Raw genomic sequence first — 13,428 nt, forward strand, 5'->3', positions numbered from 1 at the left:
ACAACCAGCTGCTGTTCGACGATACCGACCAGCAAGGCCGGATCCAGTTGAAAAGCAGCCAGGCGGCCAGCGAATTGAATTTGGGCCATTTGATACACAGCGCCGACAATTACCGCGGCAGCCTGCGCGGCAGCGGCGCCGAATTGCGTACCGACGCGTATGGCGCGGTGCGTGCCGGCGCCGGTTTATTAGTGTCGAGTTATGCGGTCACGCATGGCGCGGCCCGGCGCGATCCGGCCGGCGACAATACCCCCGGCATCGCGCTGCTGAAACAGGCGGTGGTGCTGGCAGAGACCTTCGGCAAGGCCGCAAAAATCCATCAGACGGTGGCCTGCAGCGAGAATGTGGCGCCGTTAAAAGCGTTGCTGGCAAGCGTATCCGGCATGCATGACATGGACGGCAGCGAAGTCCCGCACGTCAAGGACCCGATCATCGCGCTGTCGGCCAAGGCGGGATTGGGTGTGGTGGCCGGGCAAAACATCCAGATGAGCAATGGCGAGACGGTGGCCCTGATGAGCGGCTTGGACAGTCAGTTCATCGGCGGCGGCCAATGGCGGGTGCACACCGGCCAGGCGATCGGTGTGCTGGGCGGCGCGGTCCAGGCCGGCGACGACAATGTGGGCCTGCAATTGATCGCGGCCAGGAACCCGATCGAATTGCAGGCGCAAAGCGATGTGATGAATATCCAGGCGCGGAACGAAATCGATGTGATCAGCGCCAATGCCCACATCGACTGGGCGGCGGCGAAAAGCATCAGCCTGTCGACGGCGGGCGGCGCGAATATCACGATTGCAGGCGGCAATATCACGGTGCAATGTCCGGGCAAGATTACCATCCATGCTGGCAAGAAGGCTTTTACCGGACCGACGCGTGTGAATTATCCACTACCGGCACTGCCGACCAGCGTATGCAAAGCTTGCCTATTGGCCGCCTTGCGCAGTGGCAGTCCATTTGTCGCCCCAAGCGCCGCCTGAGGAAATCCCATGTACTTTGCCATTGATACTCCCGATGCAAACTGTCCGGTACTGATTGCGCAGCAATTGCAGGAAGTGCGCACCACCGATGAGACTGCTCCCCTGCACTTGTTGGCGCTGGTCGATGGCGCCTTTGATGAAGCATTTTTTACCGAGCGTTATCGGAACCGCCTGCCGCGCCAATCGCTGTATGCACAAACGTCGCTCCAAAGTTTCGGCAATGCATCACCGCATGTGCTGGCCTCACCTGTAGGTGACGAGGAACAGGCGGCCTGGCTGCAACGTTTGTTTGAGATATGCGCAGGCAAGCCGATGCTCAGCATTATCGCCAGCAGACTCGATGTCGCCGCATTGGCGCAACACCTGCGCCCCTACCTGATCGCCATCACGCCGGACACCGTCGAATGGCCGGTGCGTTGGGGCGATACGCGCATCTTGCCGGCGCTGCTGGCGGCATTGACGCAAGCCCAGCACAGCCATTTGCTTAGTCCGGTACATCGCTGGTGGTCGGTATGCCGCAAGGGCGGTTTGATCAGTTGGCAAGGAGCGGGAGACATCCAGCCGACCGATGCCGGTTTTGACAAGCTGCCGTTGAGCGACTCGGCTTTTGCAGCCTTGGTCGACGCAGCGGAAGCCGATGCCGTACTCGCCAATCTACACGACACGCAACCGGATTTGTTTCATTCCAGCAGCCCTGCCGAATGCCATGCCCGGGTAGCGCGTCACCTGACCCTGGCCAGCGCCAGCGGCATCGAAGCGGCCGGACCACGCCAGCATTTCAGCGCACTCGCCTTGATGCTGGCCGATGATTTTAGCGCTCATCCAGCGATGGCGAACCTGCTGCGGCGTACCCGCCAAGGCGCAAATTATCTGACGGAGATCGACACACTGCCAAAAGATTTTTGGCAAGCCAGGATAGTTACATGAATTCCCCCCTGTCGCGCCAGCGAATTGAGCACCCTGCGTATTGCATTCTTTGATAACTCTCCTTCATGAAAGAGAAAAATATGAAATGGCTGACTTACTTGCCCCCCCTATTACTCCTTGCCAGTTGCGCGGCTCACGGCCGGCATGAAGAAGAGAAACCAAGCGCTACCGCAACGGCACAGGTAGGCATCGTCAACCATACCGGCAATTTTATTTATTCTGCATCAGTCGATGGAGCAGGAGGGGGCAATATGGCCAGATGGGGAGCGGGCGGTGCGAATGTTTGCTGCACATCCATTCCACGAGTATGGCAGTCCGGAATGAAAGTACTAGTTCGATGGGATATGCCCGAAGGGCATACGCATAACGTTAAAGAAAAAATCATCGAAGTGGAAAAATACGATCGACCTGGAGATATTTATATGCATTTCTTTCCAAATGACGAAGTGAGAGTAGTTGTTTCTAACGCTTCCGGATATAGCAAAAAGCATCCCATCCCTCCTTCTGATCCCCCGACAAACAGTCAACCTAAAAATTGATACAACATGATTATTCCATCTCCCGAAAAGGCCCCCTTTCCTGTCGACGTTTTTTTAAAACCGTCAGTACGCGATCAATCTAAAATCGCTGAATCTGTATCAGAGTCTACGGCTACCGCGCCATGCAGCATTCCAGTGCACATAGGATTATTCTTTGATGGAACAAACAACAACTTGGACAGGGACCAAGGAGGGCAACGTACAGGAGTGATTGATCCTAAAACCAAATTACCGGGACCGATAACAAAGATCAAACTCGCACCTGAGAATGCCAGCCACAGCAACGTGGCACGCCTCTACCTGGCATTCCCCAGGACAAAGGAAAGAAGTGGTTATTTTGGCAATTACATTCCGGGTGTAGGAACCCCCTTTAAAGAAATTGGGGAAATGACCGAGTCCGATGAAGGTAAAGCTTTTGCAAAAGGTGGGCAAGCCCGCATTATATGGGGGATATTACAGGTCATTAATGCAATTCATCGGACCATTTCTGGTGGTGATGATCCACTTTATGAGCCAGATGAAGCCGGCCGCCTGGCCCGCATCTACGACAATGCCGTCGGCCGCGAACAGGTACAAGATACGCCAAGCCAGCGGCAACGTTTCATGACCCACCAGGACTGGTTTGCCCCGCATATTGAAAAACTGCGGGCCGCGATGGTCAGGCAGCCGAAGCCGCATATCCCTTCGCTGACCTTGTCGGTGTTCGGCTTTTCGCGCGGCGCAGCCGAGGCCGTGGCCTTTTGCCAGTTGTTTGCCGACTTGCTCAAACCGGCAACAGGGCAAGACCAGACATTTGCGGGTATTCCTGCAAGTATCAATTTCTTGGGCGTCTTCGATACGGTCGCGACGGTAGGCAGTTCGGCATCGGTGGCGCAGACGACCGTCATGCCAGGCGCATTCTTCGACGGCCACTGGAGTTGGGCGGGAGAATTACTGAAACCACTGGCGCCTTGCGTCAAGGCCGGCTTGCATTGCATTGCAACACATGAACAGCGCATGAATTTCCCCGTTACCCGGCTGGAAGGCAACATTACCGAGATGTATTTCCCCGGCGTCCATTCCGACGTGGGCGGAGGTTACGGCCCCGGAGAACAAGGCAAGGGACGCGGATCGCAAGCGGCGCTGCTCTCGCAAATTCCGCTGGCACACATGTTCAAAACGGCGCGCCTGCACGGCGTGCCGTTGATACCGTTCAGCGAATTGGAATCAACGATACAGGACGACTTCCAGGTCAATCAGCAACTCGCCAGTGCATGGGAGGCGTATACAGCGCAACTCGGTACGGAAGGCGGTTTGCTGAAGAAACACATGCAACTGTATTACCGCTGGCGCGCCGCCCGCCTGACGTCACTGAACACGACAGCCAGCTTCAGGGCGTCCAGCGCCCAGGAGCAGCAAGACCTGGGCGACTCCAACCGCATGCTGGCGGGCGACCTGGATGCGCTGAGGACTCGCCAGGCACGCGACAGCGGCGACGATGGACAAGCATTCCGAACCCAGGATTTGCAGCGCATCAACCACTGGCAATTTTACCGGGCCCAAAACCGCACGCCCCTGGATAGCTGGGAAAACTGGGCGCTCGTCATTTTCGACCGGCCCAGGCCGCTGCCGCCGGAAGTGATGCGTTTTTTCGACGATTATGTGCACGATTCCATCGCCGGCTTTTACATGGCCGGCGAAGTGACCGAATACGACAAGCGCGCCAGGATTGCCGCGCTCAGGCAGGAAAAACCAGAAAAGCTCAACCGGTTTTACAAGCGTGTGTATGACCTCAACCGCCAGACCGAGGCGGCACAAGCCAAACAAAACAACGGCGAGCCATTGACGCCTGAAGAAGATGCCCTGGTCAAGGAAGCCGAATCGGGTACCCCCTATCCTATCCGCACCGATGCCGACAGCGCCGACATGCGCAGCCCGATGATCACCACGCAAACAGCGACACGCCGTGAAGGCGGCGGGTATATCTTGCGCCGTGGCTATTACCCGCAAAGCGGCTTCTTTCGCAAAAGCGTGCATGAAAACGATCTGGAACGCCAGCCGCTCAGCAGGAATACCAAAAAGCAGGCCCCCGAAGAAGCGCCCTGCGAACTGGTCTGGAGCGACAATTTACGGGAAGACATTGCGCAAGCGCGGCGGGAAGAAAACATCTATCTTGTCCAGCAAGCTATAAGGGCCGACAAATCCCGGGCGGTGGCATAAGTAAAACGGTCATGAGCAATAAGAAACGCCGGCGCCGCCCACTGGGCCGCGCCGGCGTTGTCACCAGCAAGTTCGTACTGTAGTCTATCAGGCGTCCAGCAAAATCCGCAGCATGCGGCGCAGCGGTTCGGCCGCGCCCCACAGCAATTGGTCGCCGACGGTGAAGGCCGACAGGTATTCGCCGCCCATGCTCATCTTGCGCACCCGGCCGACCGGGATCGTCAGGCTGCCGGTGACGGCGGCCGGCGACAGGTCGCGCACCGACGCTTCGCGGGTGTTCGGCACCAGTTTGACCCACTGGTTGTTGCTGGCGATGATGTCGTTGATTTCATCGAGCGGCACGTCTTTTTTCAGCTTGATGGTCAGCGCCTGCGAGTGGCAGCGCATCGCGCCGATGCGCACGCACAAGCCGTCGACCGGGATGGCCTGGCTGCCGAAATCGGCGCCGCGGCCGAGAATCTTGTTGGTTTCCGCGCCGGCTTTCCATTCTTCCTTGGATTGGCCGTTGCCCAGGTCCTTGTCGATCCACGGGATCAGGTTGCCGGCCAACGGCGCACCGAATTGCTTGATTTCGTCCGGCGCGTAGCCGTGCTGGGTGGCCAGCACCTGGCGGTCGATTTCAAGAATTGCCGAAGCCGGGTTGTCGAGCAAGGCCTTGACGGAACCGTTGATGGTGCCGAACTGGGTCAGCAATTCGCGCATGTGCTGCGCGCCCCCGCCGGAGGCCGCCTGGTACGTCATCGACGTCATCCAGTCGATCAAGTCGTGCTGGAACAAGCCGCCCAGGCCCATCATCATGCACGATACGGTGCAATTGCCGCCGATGTAGTTCTTGACGCCCTTGCCCAGCGCATCCTTGATGACGTGCAGGTTGACCGGATCGAGCACGATCACGGCGTCTTTTTCCATGCGCAAGGTCGATGCCGCATCGATCCAGTAGCCGTCCCAGCCAGCCGCGCGCAATTGCGGGAAAACTTCACTGGTGTAGTCGCCGCCCTGGCAAGAAATAATGATCTCGCACTTCTTCAGCTCGGCAATATCGGTGGCGCTCTTCAAAATGGTTTCATTCTTCGCCATCGACGGTGCGGAACCGCCGGTGTTCGACGTAGTGAAAAATACCGGTTCAATGTGAGCAAAATCGCCCTCTTCCTGCATGCGTTGCATCAGGACCGAACCGACCATACCGCGCCAACCTACCAAGCCTACTAATTTCATCACTTTTCCTCAACAGAGCATTAGGCGGATACCGCCGCCATTTTCGGTCTTACAATTTATCCCAGCGCTTTCACCACGGCATCGCCCATTTCCCCGGTGCTGACGCGGGTAGTGCCGGCTTCGTAAATATCGGCCGTGCGATAGCCTTGCGACAAGACTTTCTTGACCGCCGTTTCGACCCGGTCGGCTTGCTCGGCCCGGTTCAGCGAGTAGCGCAACATCATCGCCGCCGACAAGATCGTCGCCAGCGGATTGGCGATGCCCTTGCCCGCGATATCCGGCGCCGAACCGTGCGACGGTTCGTACAAGCCCTTGTTGTTGGCGTCCAGCGACGCCGATGGCAGCATGCCGATCGAACCGGTCAGCATGGCCGCCGCATCGGACAGGATATCGCCAAACATATTGCCTGTCACCATGACATCGAATTTCTTTGGCGCCCGTACCAGTTGCATCGCGGCATTGTCGACATACATATGGTCCAGCGCCACGTCCGGATATTCCTTGTGCACGTCGATGACGATGTCTTTCCAGAACTGGAAGGTTTCCAGCACATTCGCCTTGTCGACGCTGGTCAGGCGCTTGTCGCGCTTTTGCGCGGCCTGGAACGCCACATGGGCGATGCGGCGGATTTCACCTTCCGCGTAGCGCATGGTGTCGTAACCTTCGCGCTGGCCCTTGAACGGACCGTCCGGGCACTCGCGCACGCCGCGCGGCTGGCCGAAATAAATGTCGCCGGTCAATTCACGGATGATCAGGATATCCAGACCGGAGACGACTTCCGGTTTCAGCGTCGAGGCGCCCGCCAGTTCCGGATACAGGATCGCCGGACGCAGGTTGGCGAACAGGCCCAGGTTCTTGCGCAAGCCGAGGATCGCCTGTTCCGGGCGCAAGGAGCGCTCCAGATTGTCGTACTGATAATCGCCGACGGCGCCGAACAGCACCGCGTCGGCCGCCTTGGCCAGCGCCAAGGTAGCTTCCGGCAATGGATGGCCGTGGGCCGCATAACCGGCGCCGCCGACGGGAGCGGTTTCCAGTTCAAACTGTTCGCCCAGTACATTCAATACTTTGACGGCTTGGGTGACGATTTCCGGGCCGATGCCATCACCCGGCAAGATTGCAATTTTCATGTTCTTCGATCTGGTAAATTAAATGACGTTGGCCAACCACGGTTGCGTGGCCAGATGGCGCTCTTCGAAAGCGTGGATCGCGTCGGCGTGGCGCAGCGTCAGGCCGATATCGTCCAGGCCATTCATCAGGCAATATTTGCGGAAGGCGTCAATCTCGAACGGATATGCCACTGAGCCATTGCTGGTCGCCACACGCTGTTGCTCAAGATCGACCACCAGCTTGTAACCGGGGAAGGCCTTGACTTCATTAAACAGGTGATCGATCTGGGATTCCGACAAGACGATCGGCAACAAGCCGTTTTTGTAGCAATTATTGAAGAAGATATCGGCGAAGCTCGGCGCGATGATCGCGCGGAAGCCATACTGATCCAGCGCCCACGGCGCATGTTCGCGCGACGAGCCGCAGCCGAAGTTTTTACGGGTCAGCAAGATCGACGCGCCCTGGTAACGCGCCTCGTTCAGCACGAAGTCCGGGTTCAGCGGACGGCGGCTATTGTCCTGGCCCGGTTCGCCGTGATCCAGGTAACGCCATTCGTCGAACAGGTTCGGACCGAAGCCGCTGCGGTGGATCGATTTCAGGAATTGCTTCGGGATGATGGCGTCGGTATCGACGTTGGCCCGGTCGAGCGGGGCTACCAGCCCTTCGTAAATGATAAATTTGTCCACGATAACTCTGCAATGTCGATGCGCGAACCTCAGGCTCGCCGCATCATGGGTTTATTTGCCGCCGGCGCTTTGCACCACCTGGCCGACCTTTTGAACGTCCTTGCCGATGCCGGAGACGGTGTTGCATCCGCTCAGGATCAGGGCTGCGATGCTTAGGGCTAGTATTTTTTTCATATTGTATTCTCGTTGTGTCGTATGCTTGAGGTCCGGCGTTTTCATTTGGACAAGTAACGCGCAACAATGTTGCGCCCTTGCTTTATTTTACGCCAGCAACACTCATCGCAAGCCGCGCACATCCACAAAGTGGCCGGCGATGCCCGCCGCCGCCGCCATTGCCGGCGACACCAGATGGGTGCGGCCGCCCTGCCCCTGGCGTCCTTCGAAGTTGCGGTTCGAGGTGGACGCACAGCGCTCGCCCGGTTCCAGCCGGTCGGCGTTCATCGCCAGGCACATCGAGCAGCCAGGTTCGCGCCACTCGAAACCGGCGGCCTTGAAAATCTGGTCCAGGCCTTCGCGCTCGGCCTGGTCCTTGACGAGACCGGAACCCGGCACCACCATCGCCAGCGTCACGTTGGATGCGCGGTACTTGCCGCGCACCACCGCCGCCGCCGCGCGCAAGTCTTCGATGCGCGAGTTGGTGCAGGAACCGATGAACACCTTGTCGATGCGGATGTCCTCGATCGGCGTATTCGGCTTCAAGGCCATGTAGACCAGCGCCTTTTCCATCGCATCGCGGCGCACGGCGTCCTTTTCATGGTCCGGATCGGGCACCCGGCCATTGATGCCGACCACCATTTCAGGCGACGTGCCCCACGTCACTTGCGGCTGGATCTCGGCCGCGTTCAAGGTCACCACCAGGTCGAACCGCGCGCCCGGATCGGAATGCAGCGTGCGCCAGTACGACACGGCGCGCTCCCAGTGCGGGCCGGCCGGCGAAAACGGACGACCCTTGACATAATTGATGGTGGTGTCGTCGACGGCGATCATGCCGGCGCGCGCGCCGGCCTCGATCGCCATGTTACAGACCGTCATGCGGCCTTCCATCGACAATGCGCGTATCGTCGAACCGCCGAATTCGATCGCGTAACCGGTGCCGCCGGCGGTGCCGATCTTGCCGATCACGGCCAGCACGATATCCTTGGCGGTGACGCCGGCCGGCATGGCGCCGTCGACCTGCACCAGCATCGATTTCGATTTTTTCGCCAGCAAGGTCTGGGTAGCCAGCACATGTTCCACTTCGGAGGTGCCGATGCCGTGCGCCAGGCAGCCGAACGCGCCGTGGGTCGAAGTATGCGAATCGCCGCACACCACCGTCATGCCCGGCAGCGTCGCGCCCTGCTCCGGCCCGATCACGTGCACGATGCCCTGGCGCTTGTCGTTCATGTTGAAATACGTCAAGCCGTAGTTCTTGGCGTTCTTGTCCAGCGTCTCGACCTGCAAGCGCGATACCGGATCGGCGATGCCGTCGGCGCGGCTGGTGGTCGGCACATTGTGGTCGGCCACCGCCAGGTTGGCGGAAATGCGCCACGGTTGGCGTCCCGCTTCGCGCAAGCCGTCGAACGCCTGCGGGCTGGTCACTTCATGCACCAGGTGCCGGTCGATATACAAAATTGTCGTGCCATCATCTTCGGCCCGAACAACGTGGGATTCCCAAAGTTTGTCGTAAAGCGTCTTCATCATGATTTCCGTTGCCAAAGCTTGTAATGAGTAGTCCGCAATGATTATGCCATATTTGTGCAAGGCAGAACCAAACATAGCCCCAAGTCGATGAAACAAGAGGAAATTCGGTTTTACTGCGCCATCCGGGTAAAACATTGCTAACCAGGTGATTCCGGCCGCCAACACATCGCTGGCGGCCGGGCCGAAAAAAAAGCCTGCATATACGCAGGCTTTTGGTGTGATGCCAGTGTTTCAACACTAGGCAGCCATGCGTACACTTCCCCTGCAACCATCCATCAGGAACGATAGGCCGACCACCAGCACCAGTTCGCCTTCCGCCGAACGGGCGGTACCGGTAATGCCATCGACCGCGATCGCCGTCATCGGCTTGATGACCAGGTCGGCGGTGCCGTCGACCGCTTCCACGGCGAGGATGTACGGCTGTGGCGCCGCCACGACAATACCGACCCGCTCGCTGCATGCCTCGTAGCCCAGCGCGCCGGCCAGCGACCGCACCGGCAATGGACGGCCCTGATCCTTCAAGACCGGCGCGCCGCCCACTTCCATGAAGGTTTCCGGCAATTCGACGACGCGCTGCACCACCGCCATCGGCAAGGCCAGCGCGGCGCCGGAGGTCGATACCAGCATGGTCGGCACGATCGACAATTCGATCGGCAAGCGGATCGCGAACCTGGTGCCGGAACCGAGCGCCGAATCGATGTGGATCGCGCCGCGGTTTTTCTCGACCGCGGTCTTGACCACGTCCATGCCGACTCCGCGGCCGGAGACGCTGGAGGCGACATCCTTGGTCGAAAAGCCCGGCAAGAACACCAGCTGGAAACATTCGTCGTTGCTCAATTGCGCGTTTTCGCTGATCAAGCCCTTTTCAAACGCCTTTTTGCGCAACTTGGCCGGGTCCATGCCCTTGCCATCGTCTTGCAGCACGATCATCACGCTATTGGCTTCCTGCCACGCCTTCAGCGAAATATAGGATTTGGTCGACTTGCCGGCCGCCAAACGCTCTTCCGGCGATTCGACGCCGTGATCGAGCGCGTTGCGCAACATGTGCACCAGCGGATCGTACAAGCTGTCCACCACCACGCGGTCGACTTCGGTTTCCGCGCCTTCGATGGTCAGCTCGACATCCTTGCCCAGGTCTTTCGCCAGTTCGCGCACCAGGCGCGGGAATTTCTGGAACAGGCGGCCGACCGGCTGCATCCGCGTCGCCAGCGTGGCGCGCTGCAATTCGGTCGAGTAACGCGAGGCCCGTTCCAGCGTTTCCGCCAGCGTCGCCATCAGCGTCGCGGCCTGGCCTTCGAATTTGAATTGCAGCAAGCGCTCCAGCAGCACGGCGGCCTGGTTGGCGGCCTGCACCGATTCACCGGCCACTTCCAGCAAGGCGTCCAGTTTCACCGCGTCGACGCGGATGCTGTCTTCCTTGACCGGCGCGCTGTTCGGCCGTTCTTCGCGGCGGTCGACGCCATCCCAGTTTTTGGCGGCAGGCTTGGCGGCGGCTGGCGCCGGCGCGGCGGCAACCGCAACGGCTGCAGGCGCAACTGGCGCGGCCGTTGGCGCGGCCGCCACGGCGGCCACGTGGGTGCCCGGCGGGGTCACCGCGACATACATCGCTTCCCAGTCCAGGCCATCGTCGCTGGCCAGCGGCTGGGCCGCTGCGGCGGCAACCGGCTGCGCCACCGGCGCAGCCACGGCAGGCGCGGCGGCTTCACCGGTCTTGCCTTCGATGGCGTCGGTCAGGATCACTTCGAGCTCTTCCGGCATGGCCGGCAAGCTTTCCGGCGCGGCGCCATTGGCCAGTTCGGTCAGTTGGTCGGCCACGAAGCCGGACGCCTGCAACGCCGCCTCGATCGCGATCGGCGTCACCGGCGCGGCGCCGGTACGCAAGGCGTCGAACAGGTTTTCGGTCAGATGGCAGGCCGCCACCAGGGCCGGCAAGTTCATGAAACCGGCGCCGCCCTTGATGGTGTGGAAGGAGCGGAAGACCGCGTTCAGTGTTTCTTTATTGTCCGGATCGCGCTCCAGACGTAATAAGTGTTCTTCAACATTAACCGCAAGATCCATCGCCTCGACGACAAAATCCTTGAGCATATCGTCCATTAGAATCCCAGATCGGCAAGAAGGTCGTCAACATTATCCTGGTCCAGCGCCACGGATGGCACGGATGGGCCCTGCATCAGCGGCGCCGGTTTTTGCGCCAGTTTTTCGCGTACTTCGGCCGGAGCATTGTCGCGCAGCAACTGAGCCAGCTCATTTTCAACGGTCTTGGTGATGTTCACCACCTTTTTGATCAATTGACCGGTGATGTCCTGGAAGTCTTGCGCCATCATGATTTCCAGCAAGCGGGCTTTTTCCGCTTCGGTCGCTTCGGAGACGGTTTGCGCGAACTGGCGCGAATCGCCGGCCAGCGCCTTGAATTCCTCCAGGCTCAGCTTGCCGTCGAACAGTGCGGCCCAGCGCTGATCCATGTCCTTGGCTTTTTTCGACAGCACATCTTGCGCCGGCATGCCTTCGTCCAGCGTGTTGAGCACCTTGTTGGCGGCTTGTTCGGTCAGCGAAGCGACATATTCCAGGCGGTCCTGGGCGTCGACGATTTGCGACGACGCTTCGGTCAGCGCCTTGTCGTAGCCCAGTTCGCGCAGCGAATCGTGCAGCAGGCGCACGATGCCGCCCAGGCGTTCAAACATCGGCTTGTCGGCGGGATCGATGTCGCCTTCCAGAAAGGCGGCGGTGGCTTGGTCGGCAGACTCGGCAGGCGCGGACGCGGGCGCGGATCCAGCAGCCACGGCGCCAGCCGGCGCGGCGGCGGCGGACACGGACTCGAACAAGGCGTCGAAATCATCTTCATCGGCGGCAGCCGCGGCCGCTGGCGGGGCCTTCACCGGTGCCGCCTCTGGTGCAGCGGTACGTTGCGCGGATACTTCATCGAATAATGCATCGAAATCATCAGCGGCGTTGGTCATAGTCCCTGCTTCTCCATAATTGGTCAAATTCTCGCCTCAGAATGCCGCACCCGACGTCGCTGGCGCGCTGACGCCTCGCCCACATATTGCCCGGCATTCTCAACTGTGCATGTTACAGACTGGTACCTGAAATTCTCGAATCAGAGTGATTACCAAAACGTCCACGGCATACTGGCGCCGCATTGTCTGGAACATATTGTTATAGACTCTAGTAAGATGATTTAAAGCAATACCGCTGCGATTATGCGAGTGTAGCAGGGCGTTGGCAGGTTGGTAAATCTGAAAACGCTTTTCTCCGGGCTAAGCTTGACGGTAATTTGTTTTTCCGCACAGAAATGATCTACTTTTCTGTTGTATTTCAAAATAGTAGCACCCGGCGCGCGGCCGGGATGCGGACTGGGCCGCAAATCCGGCTGCGATTTGCAACAGCGGCGGCGGCTGGCAACGGGACATGCATTTTTTCCCAACTTGTCTATACTTAAATTACGATCCTATTGATCAACATCAAGTCTTTACATCTAAACAATAGTCGTAATCACGCCTACAATGAACAGGAGACAGCGGCGACCCGCGGAGAGACGAGACGCCAAGGCGAGACGTCGAGACGGCATGCCGAGACGCAATAGCCGGCGACACTGTTCCACTGGTCACCTTGAAAAAGGAAATGCCATGTATAAGAAAATTCTGATCACCACCGATGGTTCGGCCGTTTCCAGCAAAACCGCGTGCGCCGGCGTGGCGTTCGCCGAACAGATGCACGCCGAAGTACTGGCCCTGTATGTGGCGCAGGAATATCAATATCCTGTCTACATAGAAATTATTCCCCCCAGCTATCCCAGCGAAGAGGAATACCGTATCGCCATGACCAAGGCTGGTGGCGAACACTTGCAGGCGGTACTCGACGCCTGTGCCAAACGCGGCATCAGTTGCCACGGCATCACGGCATTTTCCGACACCACCGCCTTGAAAATCGTCGACATCGCCGAACAGCAAGGCTGCGACCTGATTTTCATGGGCTCGCACGGACGCAGCGGATGGGGCCAGTTATTGCTGGGCAGCGTCACCAACAAGGTCTTGTCCCATTCGAAGATACCGGTACTGGTGCACCGCCTGATCAAGGAACCGGCTGCCTGAGCGCCGCTAG

The 13,428-nt window shown here is 59.2% G+C and carries 11 protein-coding genes and 1 pseudogene (1 of these 12 cut by a window edge); 5 read left to right on the forward strand and 7 right to left on the reverse strand.

Going from position 1 to position 13,428, the window contains the following annotated elements; translation table 11 throughout:
- From GJA_RS28725 to GJA_RS16785, 4 genes and pseudogenes are all read left to right on the forward strand, one after another.
- Positions 1-974 (forward strand): annotated as a pseudogene (locus GJA_RS28725) (contractile injection system protein, VgrG/Pvc8 family) (it extends 661 nt beyond the left edge of the window).
- A 9-nt stretch (positions 975-983) separates the two neighbouring features.
- A complete protein-coding gene (locus tag GJA_RS16780; protein ID WP_038494353.1) occupies positions 984-1,901 on the forward strand; it encodes a DUF4123 domain-containing protein in 918 nt (305 codons plus the stop codon).
- An 80-nt stretch (positions 1,902-1,981) separates the two neighbouring features.
- A complete protein-coding gene (locus GJA_RS26840) occupies positions 1,982-2,440 on the forward strand; it encodes a DUF3304 domain-containing protein (protein ID WP_167541129.1) in 459 nt (152 codons plus the stop codon).
- A gap of 6 nt (positions 2,441-2,446) precedes the next feature.
- Positions 2,447-4,639, forward strand: coding sequence for a phospholipase effector Tle1 domain-containing protein (locus tag GJA_RS16785; protein ID WP_081905460.1), 2,193 nt, complete (start codon positions 2,447-2,449; stop codon positions 4,637-4,639).
- Between the two features lie 87 nt (positions 4,640-4,726).
- Here the strand turns inward: GJA_RS16785 and asd are convergent, their stop codons facing one another.
- From asd to GJA_RS16815, 7 genes are all read right to left on the reverse strand, one after another.
- Positions 4,727-5,854: an aspartate-semialdehyde dehydrogenase gene (gene asd / locus GJA_RS16790; RefSeq protein ID WP_081905461.1), complete on the reverse strand. Its 1,128-nt coding sequence runs from the start codon at positions 5,852-5,854 to the stop codon at positions 4,727-4,729.
- 56 nt (positions 5,855-5,910) lie between these two features.
- Positions 5,911-6,981, reverse strand: coding sequence for a 3-isopropylmalate dehydrogenase (leuB, locus tag GJA_RS16795; protein WP_038494359.1), 1,071 nt, complete (start codon positions 6,979-6,981; stop codon positions 5,911-5,913).
- An 18-nt stretch (positions 6,982-6,999) separates the two neighbouring features.
- Positions 7,000-7,647, reverse strand: a complete 648-nt coding sequence (gene leuD, locus GJA_RS16800; protein WP_038494362.1) for a 3-isopropylmalate dehydratase small subunit — start codon at positions 7,645-7,647, stop codon at positions 7,000-7,002.
- Between the two features lie 51 nt (positions 7,648-7,698).
- Complete coding sequence (locus GJA_RS26845) at positions 7,699-7,821, reverse strand: entericidin A/B family lipoprotein (protein WP_081905644.1); 123 nt, start codon at positions 7,819-7,821, stop codon at positions 7,699-7,701.
- A gap of 102 nt (positions 7,822-7,923) precedes the next feature.
- Positions 7,924-9,327 carry a 3-isopropylmalate dehydratase large subunit gene (leuC, locus tag GJA_RS16805; RefSeq protein ID WP_038500173.1) on the reverse strand — a complete coding sequence of 468 codons (1,404 nt, stop codon included), beginning with the start codon at positions 9,325-9,327 and terminating at the stop codon, positions 7,924-7,926.
- Between the two features lie 237 nt (positions 9,328-9,564).
- Positions 9,565-11,421 (reverse strand): chemotaxis protein CheA, encoded by a 1,857-nt coding sequence (locus tag GJA_RS16810; RefSeq protein WP_038494365.1) that lies wholly within the window; start codon positions 11,419-11,421, stop codon positions 9,565-9,567.
- Complete coding sequence (locus GJA_RS16815; protein ID WP_038494368.1) at positions 11,421-12,284, reverse strand: protein phosphatase CheZ; 864 nt, start codon at positions 12,282-12,284, stop codon at positions 11,421-11,423. Before GJA_RS16815 ends, GJA_RS16810 begins: the two co-directional genes overlap by 1 nt.
- 669 nt (positions 12,285-12,953) lie before the next feature.
- Here GJA_RS16815 and GJA_RS16820 point away from each other — a divergent pair.
- On the forward strand, positions 12,954-13,418 hold the full coding sequence (locus tag GJA_RS16820; RefSeq protein ID WP_038494371.1) for a universal stress protein: 465 nt from the start codon (positions 12,954-12,956) through the stop codon (positions 13,416-13,418).
- Positions 13,419-13,428 lie beyond the last annotated feature (10 nt).

It is taken from the genome of Janthinobacterium agaricidamnosum NBRC 102515 = DSM 9628 (genome assembly GCF_000723165.1).
Classification (GTDB): domain Bacteria; phylum Pseudomonadota; class Gammaproteobacteria; order Burkholderiales; family Burkholderiaceae_D; genus Janthinobacterium; species Janthinobacterium agaricidamnosum.